18 protein-coding genes are annotated in these 16264 nt (G+C 68.6%); 9 read left to right on the top strand and 9 right to left on the bottom strand.

Annotation, left to right across the window (positions count from 1 at the left end; translation table 11 throughout):
• Window positions 1-27 precede the first annotated feature (27 nt).
• Window positions 28-450 (top strand): MarR family winged helix-turn-helix transcriptional regulator, encoded by a 423-nt coding sequence (locus tag NVU01S_RS18135; protein ID WP_043670152.1) that lies wholly within the window; start codon window positions 28-30, stop codon window positions 448-450.
• Here the strand turns inward: NVU01S_RS18135 and NVU01S_RS18140 are convergent.
• The gene (locus tag NVU01S_RS18140; protein ID WP_043670155.1) at window positions 447-1601 is read right to left on the bottom strand and encodes a M20 family metallopeptidase; all 1155 of its coding nucleotides are present in this window, start codon (window positions 1599-1601) and stop codon (window positions 447-449) included. The two genes, NVU01S_RS18135 and NVU01S_RS18140, sit on opposite strands and share 4 nt — an antisense overlap.
• 14 nt (window positions 1602-1615) lie before the next feature.
• On the bottom strand, window positions 1616-2497 hold the full coding sequence (locus NVU01S_RS18145; protein ID WP_043670158.1) for a polysaccharide deacetylase family protein: 882 nt from the start codon (window positions 2495-2497) through the stop codon (window positions 1616-1618).
• 195 nt (window positions 2498-2692) lie between these two features.
• On the opposite strand from NVU01S_RS18145, the gene NVU01S_RS18150 reads away from it, so the two are divergent.
• The 3 genes from NVU01S_RS18150 (at window position 2693) to NVU01S_RS18160 (ending at window position 5582) form a co-directional block, all read left to right on the top strand.
• The gene (locus NVU01S_RS18150; RefSeq protein ID WP_052280574.1) at window positions 2693-3511 is read left to right on the top strand and encodes an IclR family transcriptional regulator; all 819 of its coding nucleotides are present in this window, start codon (window positions 2693-2695) and stop codon (window positions 3509-3511) included.
• Window positions 3512-3661: 150 nt separating this feature from the next.
• A complete protein-coding gene (locus NVU01S_RS18155; protein ID WP_218023630.1) occupies window positions 3662-4759 on the top strand; it encodes an oxidoreductase in 1098 nt (365 codons plus the stop codon).
• 28 nt (window positions 4760-4787) lie between these two features.
• The gene (locus tag NVU01S_RS18160; RefSeq protein WP_043670164.1) at window positions 4788-5582 is read left to right on the top strand and encodes an alpha/beta fold hydrolase; all 795 of its coding nucleotides are present in this window, start codon (window positions 4788-4790) and stop codon (window positions 5580-5582) included.
• A 28-nt stretch (window positions 5583-5610) separates the two neighbouring features.
• Here NVU01S_RS18160 and NVU01S_RS18165 read toward each other — a convergent pair whose 3' ends face one another.
• The 4 genes from NVU01S_RS18165 to NVU01S_RS18180 form a co-directional block, all read right to left on the bottom strand.
• A complete protein-coding gene (locus tag NVU01S_RS18165; RefSeq protein WP_244467233.1) occupies window positions 5611-6306 on the bottom strand; it encodes a GntR family transcriptional regulator in 696 nt (231 codons plus the stop codon).
• Window positions 6307-6336: 30 nt separating this feature from the next.
• Window positions 6337-7254: an NAD(P)-dependent oxidoreductase gene (locus NVU01S_RS18170; protein ID WP_043670377.1), complete on the bottom strand. Its 918-nt coding sequence runs from the start codon at window positions 7252-7254 to the stop codon at window positions 6337-6339.
• Window positions 7255-7264: 10 nt separating this feature from the next.
• Window positions 7265-7681, bottom strand: a complete 417-nt coding sequence (locus tag NVU01S_RS18175) for a carboxymuconolactone decarboxylase family protein (protein WP_244467234.1) — start codon at window positions 7679-7681, stop codon at window positions 7265-7267.
• Between the two features lie 70 nt (window positions 7682-7751).
• Entirely contained in the window at window positions 7752-8906 is a 1155-nt protein-coding gene (locus NVU01S_RS18180; protein ID WP_043670170.1) for a serine hydrolase domain-containing protein, read from the bottom strand.
• A 224-nt stretch (window positions 8907-9130) separates the two neighbouring features.
• Between NVU01S_RS18180 and NVU01S_RS42525 the strand changes: the two genes are divergently transcribed.
• The 4 genes from NVU01S_RS42525 (at window position 9131) to NVU01S_RS18200 (ending at window position 11373) form a co-directional block, all read left to right on the top strand.
• Window positions 9131-9778 (top strand): TMEM175 family protein, encoded by a 648-nt coding sequence (locus NVU01S_RS42525; protein ID WP_052280575.1) that lies wholly within the window; start codon window positions 9131-9133, stop codon window positions 9776-9778.
• Window positions 9779-9780: 2 nt separating this feature from the next.
• The gene (locus tag NVU01S_RS18190) at window positions 9781-10197 is read left to right on the top strand and encodes a MarR family winged helix-turn-helix transcriptional regulator (RefSeq protein ID WP_043670173.1); all 417 of its coding nucleotides are present in this window, start codon (window positions 9781-9783) and stop codon (window positions 10195-10197) included.
• A 92-nt stretch (window positions 10198-10289) separates the two neighbouring features.
• Window positions 10290-10565 (top strand): GlsB/YeaQ/YmgE family stress response membrane protein, encoded by a 276-nt coding sequence (locus NVU01S_RS18195; protein WP_043670177.1) that lies wholly within the window; start codon window positions 10290-10292, stop codon window positions 10563-10565.
• 112 nt (window positions 10566-10677) lie between these two features.
• Window positions 10678-11373: a DUF899 domain-containing protein gene (locus tag NVU01S_RS18200; RefSeq protein ID WP_156161571.1), complete on the top strand. Its 696-nt coding sequence runs from the start codon at window positions 10678-10680 to the stop codon at window positions 11371-11373.
• A 19-nt stretch (window positions 11374-11392) separates the two neighbouring features.
• On the opposite strand, the gene aztD is transcribed toward NVU01S_RS18200, so the two are convergent.
• From aztD to aztB, 3 genes are read right to left on the bottom strand one after another with little or no spacing between them, the layout of a single operon-like run.
• Window positions 11393-12559, bottom strand: a complete 1167-nt coding sequence (aztD, locus tag NVU01S_RS18205; protein WP_043670179.1) for a zinc metallochaperone AztD — start codon at window positions 12557-12559, stop codon at window positions 11393-11395.
• Between the two features lie 28 nt (window positions 12560-12587).
• Entirely contained in the window at window positions 12588-13511 is a 924-nt protein-coding gene (gene aztC / locus NVU01S_RS18210; protein ID WP_043670182.1) for a zinc ABC transporter substrate-binding protein AztC, read from the bottom strand.
• Window positions 13508-15496: a zinc ABC transporter permease AztB gene (gene aztB, locus NVU01S_RS18215; protein WP_043670185.1), complete on the bottom strand. Its 1989-nt coding sequence runs from the start codon at window positions 15494-15496 to the stop codon at window positions 13508-13510. The genes aztC and aztB overlap by 4 nt, the downstream gene beginning before the upstream one ends.
• Before the next feature lie 47 nt (window positions 15497-15543).
• Here aztB and aztA point away from each other — a divergent pair, with 47 nt between their 5' ends.
• Window positions 15544-16209 carry a zinc ABC transporter ATP-binding protein AztA gene (gene aztA, locus NVU01S_RS18220; protein ID WP_043670188.1) on the top strand — a complete coding sequence of 222 codons (666 nt, stop codon included), beginning with the start codon at window positions 15544-15546 and terminating at the stop codon, window positions 16207-16209.
• Window positions 16210-16264: the final 55 nt, after the last annotated feature.

The following is a 16264-nucleotide window of genomic DNA, read 5'->3' on the forward strand; positions in this document are numbered from 1 at the left end:
CAGTAAAGATACTGGTAAACTCGCCCCATGGACGATGGACTCGGCGATCTACTGCATCGCGTGGTGTTCCTGCTCGGCGAAGCCACGCGACGGCGGGTGGACAGTTCCGGCGGGTTGAGCTACAGCCAGATGCGGCTGCTCGGCACCCTCGAAGAGAACGAGCCGATGACCCAGCACCAACTGGCGCAAGCGCTTTCGGTGTCCGACCCGGCGATCAGCCGGGCCCTGCGCCCGCTGGAGGCAGCCGGGCTGATCCGGATCACCCCCGACCCCGAACACGGGCGACGACGACTGGTCAGCACCACCGAGGCAGGCCGCAACGCCTTCCACGCGAGCGGTAGACCGCTCTACGACGAACTGCGCAACGGCCTGCTCGCGGCGGGCTTTCCCTACGAGCGCTACCTGCGCGACACGATCCGGCTCGCCGAGATCCTCGAGCGCGCCCGCTAGCGTCGGGCGATCAGCCGGGCGCGCACCGATTCCGATTGCGCGATATCGGCAATGGTGAGCGCCATGGCCAGCCCCGCGTCCCGGACGAACCGGTCGCCTTCGGGACCGCCCGCCGCCACGGCGAACGCGGCCGTGTGATTGCCGTCCTCCGGCGGCAGATCGAAGGCGAGCATCGGATGGATCGCCGGAATGCGCAGCGACACATTGCCCATGTCGGTCGAACCGAACATCTTGTCGGGGTAGTCGGGGAAGGTCCGTCCGATCGCCTGCGCGTTTCGCTCGAACGCGGGAGCCAGGTCGGGATCGTGCCGGAACTCCCGGTAGATCGACGGCAAGGACGTGTACTCGACGGCGGTGCCGGTGGCGATGGCGCCCGCGTCGAAGCACGGGCGCACCCGCTGCCACACCTCGTCGACCTCCGCGATGGTGTCGCACCGGATCATGCAGTCGACCACCGCGCGGTCCGGGATGACGTTCACGGCCTTGCCCGCTTCCTTGACCACGTGATGCACCCTGATGCCGTCGCGCAGTTGCTGGCGCAGCAGACCGATCGCGGTCTGCGCCACGACGGTCGCATCGCCCGCGTTCCACGAACTCCACGGCCGCGACGCGTGCCCGCCACGACCGGTATAGGTCACCCGCCAGGAACGCGAGGCGCGCAGCTGCGGAACCACGACGTTCTTCAGCGTCGGATGCACCATCATGGCCGCGTGCGTATCGTCGAAAACGCCACGGTCGACCATGATTTCCTTGCCGGTGCCCTGCTCCTCGGCGGGCGTGCCGAACACACGCACGGTGAGTCCGAGTTCGTCGGCGTAGGGGGCCAGCGCGAGCGCGGCGCCCACCGCCGCCGCGGCGATCACGTTGTGCCCGCAGCCGTGGCCGATATCGGGCAGCGCGTCCATTTCCGCGCAGATGCCGAACGCCAGTTCGCCCGAGCCGGTCGAGGCGACGAACGCCGTCGGCAGCTCGGCCACGCCCTTCTCCACGGTGAATTGTCCGCCGTTCACGAGCGCGGCGACGATCGCCGCCGACGTCTCGTGCTCTTCGAAGGCCAGTTCGGGATGAGCGTTGATGCGATGCGACAACTCGACGACCGAGTCCAGGTTGTCCTGGAACGAATTACGGATGCGGGTGTGGATATCTGTCATGATGGCAAGCTCTTTCAGCTCAGTACGTGGTCGGCGATCTGGGCGTGCGTGGCGAACCAGACGCCCTCGTGTGCGGTGATGTATTCGAGCAACTCCGCCAGGACCGCGATACGGGACCGGTGCCCGATGCAGTGGGGGTGCATGGTGAGCTGGAAGACGCCGCCCTCCGCGTAGGCGATATCGAACTCGTCGCGCCAGATCGACAGCACCCCACGGGGTGTCGTATAGGGCCGCAGGGCGGTGAAGCGGTCCATCGTGAAGTACGCCAGGTCGTCCCGAATCCATTCGACGGGCAGTTCGACGATGCCGGTGGGTTCTCCGTCGGCGAGGATCTCGTAGCAGTCGTCGTCCGCCATCAGCGACGAGTCGTAGGTCAGGCCCAGGTCACGGATGATCTGCAACGAGTGGGCGGAGAAATCCCACGACGGCGTCCGAATGCCGACCGGGCGTACACCGGTGAGCCGTTCGAGCGTGTCCGCAGCCCGGAACGCGAGTTCGCGCTCGACACCGGGCGGCAGCTGCGTGTTGCGCTCGTGGATCCAACCGTGCAGCGCGACCTCGTGCCCGGCGGACACATAGGACTTCGCCTCACCGTCGTGCAGCAGCGCCGAAACACCGGGCATGAAAAAGGTCGACGGTGCGGCGAACCGCTCGAGCAGCCGCAGAACTCGGGGCACCCCGACGCGGGCCCCGTACTCGCCCTGAGACAGCTTGCCCGGCAGCACTTCTCCGTCGCGCAGCGGAATCGTCTCGTGATCGGAGTCGAACGACAGCGCCACCGCTACTTTCGCGCCGCCGGGCCACGATCGCGGGCGTAATACGCGCCCGGCGCGCACCTTGTCGACATGGCCACGCCAGGCCGCCTCATCCCATTCCCACGGCTGCTGCTCGGTCACGGTTCCTCCAACTTGGTGTGGTGCTGCGGCTTTCGCCGCACGACGCCCCGGGGACGACGCCCCCACCATCGTCAGCTTCATGCCGCTCCGTTCCTCAATGTGGTACGTCGTTTCGCATCGTAGACCGGATTGCGGTCCACGTAAACCGTGCCGACAGGAGGAACGGTGGAGCGCCCCTTGGTACGCTCACCCACCATGGACAGCACCGAAGGCCCCCGCGACGCCCCCGCACAGGACGTGCCGAACAGCAGTGTCCGGACGATGAACAGCGTGCTCAGCACCCTGCGCGTCTTCGAAGAAGTGGCGCAGCGCCAGCCCGTCGGGGTGTCCGAACTCGCCCGTGCGACGCAGATCCCGAAGAGTTCCGTGCAGCGGTGCCTGGTGACGCTGCAGCAGGCCGGCTGGCTGAAAATCGTGGACCCCGAACGTGCCCGCTGGGGCGTCACGACGAAGGTCCTGACCCTCGGGCTGCGCAGTGCCGGCGAACAGGATCTCCGGAAAGTGGCCGCGCCCATCGTCAAACGACTCGCCGCCGAAACGGACGAAACCGTGCTCCTCGGCGTGCGCGACGGCGACGAGTACGTCATCGTGGCCCGCGAGGACACGACCCAACCCGTGCGGGTATTCCAAGAGATCGGCGCGCGAGTGCCGCTGCGCGCGACCTCGGCGGGTGTCGCGATCATGGCGTTGCTCGACGACGGCGAGATCGACGATCTGCTCCGGCCCGAGCTGACGGAATTCGCCGAGGCCCAGGTGGCGCCCGCCGCGGAAATCCGGCGGGAGATCGCCGAGACCGCGAAACGCGGGTACGCACTGCATGGTTCGTCGTCGTGGTACCGCCCGCACGTGGCCTCGATCGGCGCGGCCATCACGGACGCGGCCGGTCACCCCATCGCCGGACTCACCCTGCCGGTGCCGCAGATGCGCTACAACCGGACCCGGGAGAAGACTTTCGCGCCACTGGTGACCGCGGCCGCGGCCGAGATCAGCCGGCTGATCTCGGCCGTCGCGTAGGGGAATCCGGCTCCGGCGGTCGGAAGGCGGGCCGGGCGCTCCGGGCAGAGACGTGACGACCATCACACACAGTCGGGATTATCGTAATACCGTCATACTGTTGGTCAAGGCGTGCAGTACCGTGAAGACGAGAAGGAAGGCCGTCACGAAGTGAGTTCGATAGTGTCCGGAACGCGATCCGAGGTGGAGTTACGCCCGCTGCGACTCCGGGAAGTCACGATCCCCAACCGGCTGTGGATGTCCCCGATGGCCCAGTACGCCGCCGGGGCGGACGGCAAACCCACCGACTGGCACCTGGTGCATTACGGCGCACGGGCCGTCGGCGGCGTCGGTTTGATCATGGTCGAGTCCGCGGCCGTGGGACCGCTGCATCGCACCACCGCCGCGGATCTCGGCATCTGGAACGAGGAGCAGGCGGCCGCACACCGGCGGCTGACTTCGTTCATCGCCGAACGCGGCGCGATACCCGGCATCCAGCTCCTGGCCGCGGGCCGGAAGGGCTCGCACCGCGTGCCCTGGGACGGCGAGGGGCAGAACGGCCCGGTGGGCGTGGCCGAGGGTGGCTGGGAACTGATCGCGCCGTCGCCGATTCCGTTCGGCGACCTGAGTATGCCGCGCGAAGCCGAGCCCGCCGAGATCGACGAGGTGGTCGAGGCGTTCGCTCGAGCGGCGCGGATGGCCGATCGGGCGGGGTACCAGGTCGTGGAGATCCACGCCTCGCACGGCTATATCCTGCACCAATTCCTGTCTCCGCTGTCGAATCAGCGAACCGACGAATACGGCGGCAGCCTGGCGAACCGGATGCGACTGCCGCTTCGGGTCGCGCGCGCAGTGCGGGCCGCCTTTCCCGCCGACAAGCCCGTCTTCGTCCGCATCACCGCTACCGACTGGATCGAGGGCGGTATCTCCGTCGACGAGGCGACCGCGTTCGCCAAGGAACTGGCGGTGGTGGGCATCGACCTGCTCGACGTCACCTCCGGCGTGCTGGTGCGCGACCTGCAGGCGCGACCGCCCGCGGACGACGGCGTCAACGTCGCCTTCGCGCACGCATTGCAGCAAGCGTCCGGACTAGCGGTCGCCCCGGTCGGACAGATCGCCGATCTGGCGCTGGCCGGCGAGATCATCGCGACCGGCCGCGCGGAGGCGGTGCTGATGGGACGCGCGCTGCTGCGCGATCCGTATCTCGCGCTGCGCGGCCGTCCGCACGATCGAACAGCCTGGCCGCAGCGATACCACCGTGCCCTGTAGATCCACGCACCGAGAACGAAAGAACGAGATGACGAATCCTGTTGCCGTACGCGCCGAGATCCACCGCCGCGACGATACGACGATCCGGTACACGGTGACCGGCCCGGACGACGGCCCGACGATTGCTTTCATCCACGGATGGGGTTGTGACCGTTCGGATTTCGACAAGATCACCGAATTCCTCCCCGGCCACCTGCGCGTCCTGGCGATCGACCTCGCCGAGCACGGCGAATCCCGGTCCACCCGTGACGTGTGGACCATCGAAGAGTTCGCCCGCGATGTCGCCGCCGTGCTGGCGGCGCTGTCGGTGCACGACTGCGTCGTGGTCGGACACTCGCTCGGCGGCGCGGTGGCGGTGGAAACCGCACGGCTACTGCCGAATTCGGTCTCGCGGGTGATCGCTCTCGAAGCCCTGCATTACCTTTCGCTGTTTCCCGCACAGGACGACGAACAGGCCGCCGCCGTAATGCAGCCGTTCCGTGCCGATTTCGCCGCGGCGATGGTGGGCATGGTGGCGGCCGGCTCGCCGGACGGCACCGATCCCGCGGTGCAGGACAGCTACGTCGCCAAGATGTCGGCGGTGCGGCAACCGGCAGGTCTGCACGCCCTCGAGGGCTTGCTGGCCTGGGACATGGACGCGGCACTACGCGCGGCCGAACAACCGATCACGCTGTTCGCGGTGCGTTCGATCATCGCCCAGGAAGCCATCGATCGCTACGGCGACCGAATCGATATCGTGCTCGTCGATCTGGGCAGTCACCACTTCCACGTCGAGTCACCCGAAGCCACCGCCAGGCTGGTGGCCGACGCGGTAGACAGATAGCGACGACCGATAGCAAGGGGCTTTCGGCTCAGCCCGCGGGCACTTCGCGTTGCCGTCGCGCGGCCAGTTCGCGCAGCGCGGTGGCCGCGGCATTGCGCACATGGACTTCACACGCCTCGCGAGCGGCCGCGGCATCACCGCGCAGGGCGGCGGCCTCGTAGATCGCGGTGATCTCGCGGACGGTCTCGGGCCCGCGCCCCGGCGTCTGCATGGTGAGTCCGCGCAGCATCTGCACGCGCGCGTGGATGCCGCGCAGTGTCGAATCGATGATCGGGTTCACCGCGCCGGCGATGAGGACGTCGTAGAACTCGTCCTTCATCGCCAGGCGGCGGGCCAGATCGGCCCCCTCGTAGGCACGGGAGAGCTCGTCTACGACCTGCCCCATCCGCTCGCGCTGTTCCGGGGTGGCCCGCTCGGCGAACAGCGCCCCGGCCAGACCTTCCAGCGCTCCGCGCACCTCGTACAACGCCTTGGCGTCGAAGGCCGTCAACTCGGTGACGACCGGGCCGCGGTTGGGCAGCATGGTCACGAGTCCTTCGGACTCCAACTGGCGCAGCACTTCCCGGACGACCGTCCGGGAGACCTCGTATCGCGCGCACAACCGCGCCTCGATCAGCCGGTCACCCGGCTTGAAGTCCTCCGCCGCCAAAATATCCTGGCGCAGCGCGTCGAGCACCTGCGCGCGCAGCGGTGCGGCGACCCGCTGGACCCGTTGCCCTGTCACCTGGCCTCCCTCCATCGAACCCCGAGCGTATCACGGTAATACCGGACGCTCGGTCAGGTCGACGCCGGTCAGGTCCGCGAGATAGCGCGCCATCTCGGATTGGTCCGGATTCCCGTCGCCCAGGCCCGCGAGCGCGGCCTGGCAGAACCGCACGCACGCTTGCGACACCTCCGGCGACAGATCCAGCGAGGTGGCCAGATCGAGGGCCGTGGTGATGTCCTTGACGGTCAGCGGCAGGGAGAAGCCCACCTGGAAGCGCCCGTCCAGCACCTCGGGCCCGATCTTGACCTCCGTGGACTGGTTCCGTCCGGTCGACCGGTTGATCACGTCGAGCATGATCCGCGGATCCAGGCCGAATTTGGTTCCCACGGTGAGCACTTCGAGCGCGCCGACCAGTCCGATCGCCGACAGGAGATTGTTGAGCGCCTTCAGCGCGTGCGCCGAACCGACGGCGCCGACATGAGTCACCGAGGTGCCCATCGCGCGCAGCAGCGGAAGCGCCCGCCGATAGTCCTGCGCGCGGCCACCGGCCATGATCGTCAGCTCGGCGGTCGCGGCCTTGCGTGGACCGCCGGACACCGGCGCGTCGACCAGCGCGATCGCCCGCCGCGCCAACCCCTCGGACAACTGCTGGGTCGCCCTGGGCGCCGAGGAGCCCATGTCGATGACCAGCGTGCCCGGCCTCAGGCGACCGGTGAAACTCGCGGGATCGCCCGGATCACCGAGCACCCGCTCGACGATCGAACTGTTGGGCAGCATGAGAATCACGACGTCGGCGCCGACACCGTCGCCCGGACCGGCCAGCGGCGTCACGTGCTCGGTGCCCGCCGCCGCCGCGACCGCGTCCGGGTTCGAGTCGTACACCGCCACCGGCACGGATCGCGCAAGGTTGCGCACCATCGGCAGACCCATCGTGCCCAAGCCGATGAAGGCCACGGTATCGGCCATGATCATTCTCCTAAGAACCCGTGCCGCCCTGGAAGACCGCGACCGTCGGCTCCAGACCCTCCGCGCCGACCACCTCGCGCCAGGCGTCGAAGCCGGCCTGGAAGGCGACGATGCCCGCTTCCGGCAAGCTGATCTCGATCGCCTCGAGGATCGCACGCGGCGTGACGCCCAGCTCGAGCGCGACCCGGATATGGCTCTGGATATGGCCTTTCGAGGCCCGCAGCACCGTGAGACTGACGATGAAGATGAGTTCCTTCGTCTGCCGGTCCAGCTCCCGCTGGTCCAGGTAGGCCGCCCCGACCAGCCCGTTGGCCGCCTTCAGCACCTCGAAGTCCTGCTTGGCCATCACCTTGTGATAGTCGAGCACATACCCGCGCTCCCGAGCCATGTCGTCGATGTATTCCTGCGGGTTCACCACGCTGGTCACCGGTCCTCCTTCGCCTTTGCCTACCCAACAACCGTAATACCGTAATACGAAAGTTGGCAACAGGGCCCGGTCAGGGTTGGGGTTTGGTGGGGACGGTCGTGCAGAGGGCCGTTTCGAGGGCGGTGCGGATGTCTGCTTCCTGGGCGTCGGTTTCGCCGGGGTAGAGGTTGGCCATGACGGTCACGGTGCGGCCGGCGGTGGTGGTGGCACCGAAGGTTTGGGAGCCGAAGATGGCGCCGTCGTGGCCCCAGTACAGGCCACCGCAGGGCAACGGGGTGCTTTGCAGGCCAAGGCCGTAGGCGTCGTGGTGGGAGTTGCCGAGCGGCCGGGTCGTCGTCATCGCGGCGCGTTCGGGCGGGGGCAGCAGCTGACCGTTGACGAGGGCATCGAGGAACTTGTTCAGATCCGCTGCGCTGGAGATCATCCCGCCGGCCGAACTCGCGATCGAGGGATTCAGCTCGGTCAGATCGAGGGGATCGGCGCTGCCGTGCCGACCGTAACCGCGCGGATGTGTGCCCGGAATGCCCGGCCCGTCGCCGGGGACGGTCGTGTCATCGAGGCCGAGCGGCTGAATGATGCGCTGCTCGACCGCTTCTCGGGGAGCCCGGCCGGTGACCCGCTCGATGATCATCCCCGCCAGCACGTAATTCGTGTTCGAGTACGACCAGTCCGATCCCGGCGGAAACAGGGGTGGATGAGCCAGGCCGATATGCACCAGTTCCAGCGGATCGTAATGTCGCAGCGGATCTTTCAGAACCTGCTCGAGGGGTATGTGGTCCAGATAGTCGGGCAGCCCACTGGTGTGCTGGAGCAGCTGGCGCACCGTGATGTCCTGTCCGTTGTTGCCGTTGCCCCGGACGATGCCGGGCAAGTACGTCTCGACCGGCGCATCGAGTGCCACCCGCCCTTCGCCCACGAGTTGCAGCACCACGGCGGCGACGAACGTCTTGGTCATGCTGCCGATGCGAAACCGGCTCGCGCCGTCCATGGGCGCGGCGGTCGCGAGGTTCGCGACACCGCTCGTCAGCGTGGTCCGGCCGTGCGCGTCGCGCACGCCGAGCAGCACGCCCGGCGCACCGTCCGCAGTGGTCACACGGTCCAGGATCGGCTGCACGCCGGCGTAGTCCGGCGCATCGGCCACCGCATGCTCCGCGGTTCCGCACGCACCCAGCAGCAGCGCGGACACCGCGCATACAGTGCCGAGAATCTCAGTGGGCCTGCGCATTTCGTCCTCCCTCGGTCGGCAGGACACCCATGCTAGGCAGCCGCGCTCCAGCGACGCCTCACCCCGGAGAGCCAGCCGGCACGCCGCAGTGGCATACCGGAGTGCCACGTCCACAGCCTCGACTCGCGCGCAAGTCCCACCCCGCCACGTCTTGCGTAGTTAATATTAACCATGCAAGACTGTGTCGCAGGCACCTACGAGACCGGGAAACGAAGGGTAGGAACATGGAGAAGCAGAGGGGCGCGGGCGTCCCCGAGCCCGGGTGGCCGCCGCATCGGATCGGCGCCTTCGTCGACGCCGTCCTCGCCATCGCGATCACCCTACTGGCGATCGAACTGGAGCGGCCGAAGCACGAGGACGTGACCGATGCCGCCGCGCTGGCCGACTTCCTCTGGCACGAGCGGTCCTCGTTCGTGGCGCTGTTGATGGCGTTCTTCCTGCTGTGGTCGGTGTGGCGGCGTCACCATGTGCTGATCTACCAGGTCGAGCGCGTGGATCGGTACACGCTGGCCGCGCACGCGCCGATGCTGCTGTTCGCGACGCTGCTGCCGTTCGTCACCGCGGTGTTCGGCGGCGCTACCGGCAATCCGCTCGCCGTCTGCCTGTTCGCGGGCGTGGCCGCGGCGCTGTCCGCCAGCGAGGCGGTGGTCAAGGAGATCGCGGCCCGCAAAGCCGTTCTGGCCGAGCAGATCACCGCCGCCGATCTCCGCCTGAACGCGGACGGGTCATACGCTGTAGCAACGATTTTCGCCGTCACCGCCGCGCTGGCCTGGCTCACCGCCGACGTGTGGGTGGTGTGGCTCTTCGCACCGTTCGGCGCCACCTTCGGTGGCCGCATCATCAGCCGGGTCCGCGGCCTGACCCGGTCGTGAACATGGACGACGGACTCGCAGACCTGCTGCACCGCGTCGCCGCCTTGGTCGACAAAGCGACCCGACGGCGCATGGACGACTACGGGTTGAGTCACCGCCAGCTGCGGCTGCTCACGACGTTGCAGGACATCGAGCCGGTGACCCAGCATCGGCTCGCGCAAGCGCTGGCAGTGTCCGATCCCGCGATCAGCCGAGCGCTGCGCCCGCTGCAGGCAGCCGGGCTCGTGCGGGTCGACATCGACCCCGCGCACAAACGACGACGCCTGGTCAGCACCACCGAGGCGGGCCGCGACACCGTCCGCGCCACCCGCAACCCCTGCACCGCCGAACTGGACGCCGATTTTCCCTTCGAGAGCTATCTGCACGACACCGCCGCGCTGGCCGACTTCCTCGAACCGGCCCGTCGGCAGACCGACTGAAGATCGGTGGTTGACGACGAACCTGCGGGGTATGTCCAGCGACGAACGGGGCCCGCGCACCGGGGCCGCTGGACACGAAAGGGACTTTCGCAATGCTCGGACTCGGCATCATCGGTTGGATCATCATCGGCGGACTGGCCGGCTGGATCGCCAGCAAATTCATGAAAACCGACGCACAGCAGGGCATCCTGCTGAACATCGTGGTCGGCGTCGTCGGTGGCCTGCTCGGCGGCTTCCTGCTGAAGCTGCTCGGGGTCGACGTCGAGGGCGGCGGCCTGTGGTTCAGCTTCTTCACCTGCCTCGGCGGCGCGGTGATCCTGCTGTTCCTGGTCGGGCTCGTGACCGGCCGCCGCGGCGCCATGCGCTGAGCACACCACGACCCACACCGAGGGCAGCCACATCATGTGCGCTGCCCTCGGTGCGTCCGACATCCCTCGTCGCAGAGCGATGAATTTCACAGCGGTCTCCGGTCTACACATCATGACTGAAAAGACCGCATTGCCTCCCGTCGTCGACCGGCAGACCTGGCAGGCCGCGCTCGACGACCTGCGAGCGCGGGAGAAAGCCGCCACTCGTGAACTCGACGCCATCGCCGCGCAGCGCCGCCGCCTGCCGATGGTCGAACTCCCGGACTACACGCTGATCGGCCCGGACGGCCCGATCCGGCTGGTCGACGTGTTCGACGGGCGCTCCCAGCTGATCGTCTACAACCACATGTGGTCCGACGGCGCGGAGTGGCAGTGCGGCGGCTGCACCGGGCTCACCTCGCAATACGTCCGTCTGGATCTGCTGGACAACTACGACGCGCGCTTCGTCGTCGTCACCAACGGACCCATCGAGGAAGCACTCGCCTACAGGGCCAAGGTGGGCAACCAGATGGACTGGTACTCCGCCGCGGAGAGTTCGTTCGGCGCCGACGTGGACGCACCGCCCGGCGGCGGCTTCGGGGTGAACGTCTTCCTGCGCGACGGCGACAAGGTCTTCCGCACCTGGCACACCAACGGCCGCGGCACCGAACAGCTCAGCTACACCTTCGCGCTGGTCGACATCCTGCCATGGGGCCGCCAGGAGGAATGGCAGGATTCCCCGGACGGCTGGCCCCAGTCACCCACCTATTCCAAGTGGCTCGACTCCCCCGACGTCGCCCGGCTCTACGGACCCGGCGGCGACGCCTAGCGCCGAGGTCCGCGCCGGGTCAGTGGCCGACGACTCCGCTCAGTTCGTTCGGGGCGACGGGCAACGTGACGGTGGCCGCCACCGAGCCGGTGGCGAGATCGACCCGATGGACCTGTTTGGTCGCGGGGTCCGAGACGTAGGCCATGCCGTTGCGGGCGAACAGGGCGGGACGCGCCTCCTGCCACTTCAGCGGTTCCTGCCAGGGCGAAAGCACCGGAATCGACCGGGTGACGGTGCCCGCGACGGGATCGATGACGTGCAGGCGGCCGTCGGTGCCGAGGACCAGCGCCTCGCCGAGGGGTCCGCGCGCCAGGGACCGGAAGGTGTAGCTGGTGCCGAGGTCGACCAGCCGCAACGTGCCCGACACCGTATCGATGAGCGAAACCTGTTGCGGCCGCTCCAATTCGGCGTCCTTGTCCTGTTTGTAGTCGGCGAGCACGATCGGCGAGAGATCGCTGCCCGCGGCGTTGCCGATCCGGCCGTACGGGGTGGGACCGGCCACCTTGGTGAAGGCGCCGTTGCGGAACACGAGAGCGCCTGTCTGGCAACCGATCACGACCGCCTCGTCCTTGGCGGCCGCCTCACCGTGCACGCCTGGGCAGTCCTCGTTGCGAGCGATTTCCTTGCGCTGCTGGTCCAATGCCACGGCGCCGACCCGCTTCTCCTCGGTACCGAGCGTGACGACCAGGTTTTTGTTCGCCAGTTCCACCGCCACGCCGTGATGCGGTGCGGCGGCGCGATAACTCTCGGTGGTCGGCTTGCCGTCGCCCAGTGCGGCGGGGTCGAAGGTGGTGACCTCGCCGCTGCCGTCGGCGAACAGCACGGTGCGACCAGCGTGCCGCACGACATGTCCCGGCTTGGCGGCGGGGAATTCTGTCCCGGTGAACTCGGCGGTCACCGCGTCGAACACCCGGAATCCGTCCTTGACCGACACCAGCAGATGCCGGTTGTTCCCGGCCGGGTTGAGCCGGTTGAATCCCTCCAGGCGCGTCTCGCCGGTCTTCGCCAGCGTCGTCGCGTCCAGGACGTAGATACCGCCGTCGTAGGTGATCGCGATCGGCTCGGCGCCCGGTGCGGGCGCCGCGGCGTCCTTCGAATCATCTGTGCCGCAACCACTTACCGCGACGAGTGCGGCGACGATGCCGGACAGGGCGACCGGCTTGGCGGTGCGTGACCATATATGCATTGCTACTCCGTGTTTCTCGTGAAAAAGGTCAGGCTGTCGGCGCGGCGAGGCCGCGTACGATGGCCGCGGTGTTGGCGCGGGTCATCTCCAGGAAGGTGCCGGCGCCGCCGCCGGGTTCGGTCAACGACTCGGTGTGCAGCGCGATGACCTGTACCTGCACACCGGCGTGCTCGGCCAGTACGCGGGCCAGCTTGTCCGGCTGCGACGAGTCGGCGAAGATCGCGCCGACGCCCGCGGTGCGGATGGCCTCGGCCAGTGCGCTGAGATCCGAGGAACTCGGCGAGGCGAGGGTGGTACCGGAGGGGATCACCGCGCCGACCACCTGGAAGCCGAAACGCTGTGCCAGATAACCGAAGACGTGATGGTTGGTGACCAACTTGCGGCGTTCGGCGGGGAGGCCGGCGAACTGTTCGGTGACCCACCGATCGAGCTGGTCGAGTTCGCCGAGATAGCGATCGGTGTTCGCGCGGATCGCCGCGGCGTCTACCCCGTCGACGTGCGCGAGGATCGCCGCGGAAATCGCCGACACCGCCGCGCGCACCCGCTCGGGGTCGGTCCAGAAATGCGGGTCGGGTCGGCCCGCGGATTCGTCGGAGGTGTAGCTGATCGGGTCGACGTGCTCACCGACCGCCAACGTGGAGACCCCCGCGCTCTGCGCCGCCGTCACATGCCGCGCGACCCCTTCCTCGAGGCCGAGGCCGTTGTGCACCACCAGCGCGGCCCGATCCAGCTTCGCGGCCTGCTGCGCCGAGACCGCGAACGAGTGCGGGTCGGCATTCGGCGGCATCAGCACGGTCACCTCGGCGGCGTCGCCGGCAACGGCCCGGGTGAGGTCTCCCAGAATGTTGGTAGTGACCACGATCCCGGTACGGTCACCGCCACCCCCGGTGCACGCGGCGACCAGGGGAAGGGTCGTCGACAGCGTGATGAGAAGTCGTATCAGGGTTTTCATTCGCCTGCCGCCACCATGTGAGCCGGGGCCAGGCCGACGCCGAAAGTGCGGGCCAGGCGCAGATTGTCGTTGTAGGCGATCTCGAAGACCTGCCGCCGGGCCGCGTCGTTGAGATAGGCCCGGTTGGTGTCGACCAGAATCACCGGGGCGGGGGTGTCCGGCGCGAGCGGCTCGAGCAATGCGACCCGGTTTGTCTCCCTGCCGGTTTCGGCATCGATACCGTGCAGCACACCGTCCGGGGTCAACGCCAGGATCGCCGCGCCCTCCCCTGCCGTGTTCACGGCGACGACCGGGCCGATCGGCGCCAGTATCCATCGCCGCTTCCGCACGTCGAGCAGCCAGAGGCCCTGCTGCCCGGCGGGTGCGGTGAGCGTCGCGCTGCCCGGACGATGGGTGAACGCCGTGGCCCGCTCGGCGGCGGCGTCTTGCGGGTAGCGGATCTTCTCGCCGACGAACTTGCCGTCGTGCCGCGTTACGACGAGAGCACCGTCCGCACAACCGAATACGACACCGCGGCGGGTCACCGATTGTCCGCGCGGGTCCGGGCACGGTTCGGTGATCGCCTCGACCGCGGCGTTGTCGCGCGTGCGTACCTGCACCCCGGCGCCCGTGACGACCAGCAGGTGCTCGGCGTAGGGCAGCGCGGCGCCGTCGGCGATCCGGACCCGCTCGACGATCGAGCCCTGATCGAGCGCGGCGCGATCCAGCACCAGCGTCCCACCACCGTCGAGTTGCAGCGCGGCCACCACGGGATCGCTGTGCGCGACGCTCACCCGTCCGTCGACCGTACCGACGTCGCGGATCGGCGCGCGGTAGTAGTGCACGTGGTCACCGTGATCGACCAGCCAGCTGCCGCTGTCCACGATGCGCGTCGAATTCGCCGCGCTCACATAGCCGTAGCGCCCGTCACCGGCGATGGCGCGCAGGCCCTCGGCCTTTCCCGCATCCTCGGCTTTCTCGGTGGTGAGATCCAGGACCTGGATCGCCCCCGTGCTCCGGTCGGCGAGAACCAGCCGCGACTGTGGTTCGGCCGTCTCCTCGGCGCCGGCCACGTAACCATGCGGCGTCTCGACCACGGCGGGCGGCTCCGTGGCTGTTCCGCAGCCGGCCAGCGGCAGCACGGCCAACGCGCTCGCGGTCGCCGCGGCAGTGCGAACTCCCCTGCCACGCAACCGGTCACGGATCGAAGCCGCGAGCGCGGAAAGGAAGAACAGCCCCACCGCCACCGCGGCGATGGTGGCCCCACCCGCCGTGCCCGCATGCCAGGAAATCAGCAGGCCCGTCACCGTGGCGAGGCCGCCGAGCACCGCGGCGAGCGCCATCACCGTCGGAATCCGGTCGGCCCAGTAGGTGGCGGCCGCCGGGGGCGCGATGAGCAGGCCGAAAACCAGCAAGGTGCCGACGATGTGGAACGACGCCACGATGGCCAGCGTCACCAAGCCCACCAGCGTCACATGCGCGAGCCGCGGCCGCAGTCCGAGGGTGTGTGCGGTGCGCGCATCGAAGGTCGACGCGACGAACGCGCGATGACCGAGCGCGGCGAGCAGGCCCGCGAGCAACAACGCCACCACGAGGTACACCAGATCCGTTGTGCGCACGGCGAATACGTCGCCGAACAGGAAGCCGGTCAGATCCGCGGCGAACGACCGCGACCGCGACACGATGACCACGCCCACCGCGAGCATGCCGACGAACAGCAATCCGATGCCGGTATCCGCGGACAGCCGCCGATTGCGACCCAACGCCGAGACGCCCAAAGCCATTGCGAGACAACTAATTGCCGCACCGATCAGCAGATTGCCACCGACCAGCGACGCCACCGCGACGCCGGGCAGCATGCCGTGCGCCATCGCATCCCCCAGAAAGGCCATGCCGCGCACGACGACCCACGTGCCGGCCAGGGCGCAGATACCCGAGACGAGCAGGCCGCTCCAGAGCGCCCGTTGCACAAAAGCCACCTCGAACGGGGCGAACAGCCAATCCATGGGACATACAGTAGAATGAAAATGATTGTCATTACAAGTGAGGTGTGATGTCCCCTACCCCCGACCCCGTCGCGATCCGGCTGTCCGGGCTGTTCGCGGGCTACCGCGGCCGTGCCGTCCTGCACGACGTGACCGCCGAGATCCCCCGGGGCAAGGTCACCGCCCTCGTCGGGCCGAACGGGTCCGGGAAGTCGACCCTGCTCGCGGTGCTCGCCGGGGTGCTCGCGCCGACCGCGGGGACCGTCGCGCACACCTACCGGCACCGGCCCGCGTTCGTGGTGCAGCACACCAGCGTGCCGCCGACGCTGCCGATCACCGTGCGCCAGACCGTGGCCATGGGACGGTGGGCGCATCGCGGTCCGTGGCGGCGGTTGACCCGCGCCGATCGCGACCTCGTCGACACCTGCCTCGGCCGTCTCGACCTCACCGAACTGGCAGCCCGCAGACTGGACGACCTTTCCGGCGGCCAGCGGCAGCGTGTGCTGCTCGCCCGCGCGCTCGCGCAAGAAGCCGAGGTGCTCCTGCTCGACGAACCGGCCGCCGGATTGGATTCGGCCACCCAGCAAGAGATCTCACGCATCCTGCGCGAGATCAGCGCCGACGGGGTAACCGTGCTGCAGGCCACCCACGACGCCACGGAAGCCGCCCGGGCGGACCACCGTCTCACCCTGCGCGCGGGCGTCGTGGTGACCGAGGCGGCCCACGCCCGATGAGCGCGACCACGCCTTCGCGGGCTCGCGCCGAGCGGCGCAGCGAGCTGCGACGGCG

The sequence above is a fragment of the Nocardia vulneris genome, assembly GCF_001613425.1.
GTDB classification, from domain to species: Bacteria; Actinomycetota; Actinomycetes; order Mycobacteriales; family Mycobacteriaceae; genus Nocardia; species Nocardia vulneris.

Bases quoted from the DNA above. Each gene is read 5' to 3' on its own strand.
- aztA (WP_043670188.1), top strand. From the start codon at position 15,544: ATGTCCCCTACCCCCGACCCCGTCGCGATCCGGCTGTCCGGGCTGTTC.
- NVU01S_RS18135 (WP_043670152.1), top strand. From the start codon at position 28: ATGGACGATGGACTCGGCGATCTACTGCATCGCGTGGTGTTCCTGCTC.
- NVU01S_RS18195 (WP_043670177.1), top strand. From the start codon at position 10,290: ATGCTCGGACTCGGCATCATCGGTTGGATCATCATCGGCGGACTGGCC.
- NVU01S_RS18190 (WP_043670173.1), top strand. From the start codon at position 9,781: ATGGACGACGGACTCGCAGACCTGCTGCACCGCGTCGCCGCCTTGGTC.
- NVU01S_RS18200 (WP_156161571.1), top strand. From the start codon at position 10,678: ATGACTGAAAAGACCGCATTGCCTCCCGTCGTCGACCGGCAGACCTGG.
- NVU01S_RS18140 (WP_043670155.1), bottom strand. From the start codon at position 1,601: ATGACAGATATCCACACCCGCATCCGTAATTCGTTCCAGGACAACCTG.
- NVU01S_RS18160 (WP_043670164.1), top strand. From the start codon at position 4,788: ATGACGAATCCTGTTGCCGTACGCGCCGAGATCCACCGCCGCGACGAT.
- aztB (WP_043670185.1), bottom strand. From the start codon at position 15,496: ATGGATTGGCTGTTCGCCCCGTTCGAGGTGGCTTTTGTGCAACGGGCG.
- aztC (WP_043670182.1), bottom strand. From the start codon at position 13,511: ATGAAAACCCTGATACGACTTCTCATCACGCTGTCGACGACCCTTCCC.
- NVU01S_RS42525 (WP_052280575.1), top strand. From the start codon at position 9,131: ATGGAGAAGCAGAGGGGCGCGGGCGTCCCCGAGCCCGGGTGGCCGCCG.
- NVU01S_RS18170 (WP_043670377.1), bottom strand. From the start codon at position 7,254: ATGGCCGATACCGTGGCCTTCATCGGCTTGGGCACGATGGGTCTGCCG.
- NVU01S_RS18150 (WP_052280574.1), top strand. From the start codon at position 2,693: ATGGACAGCACCGAAGGCCCCCGCGACGCCCCCGCACAGGACGTGCCG.
- NVU01S_RS18180 (WP_043670170.1), bottom strand. From the start codon at position 8,906: ATGCGCAGGCCCACTGAGATTCTCGGCACTGTATGCGCGGTGTCCGCG.
- aztD (WP_043670179.1), bottom strand. From the start codon at position 12,559: ATGCATATATGGTCACGCACCGCCAAGCCGGTCGCCCTGTCCGGCATC.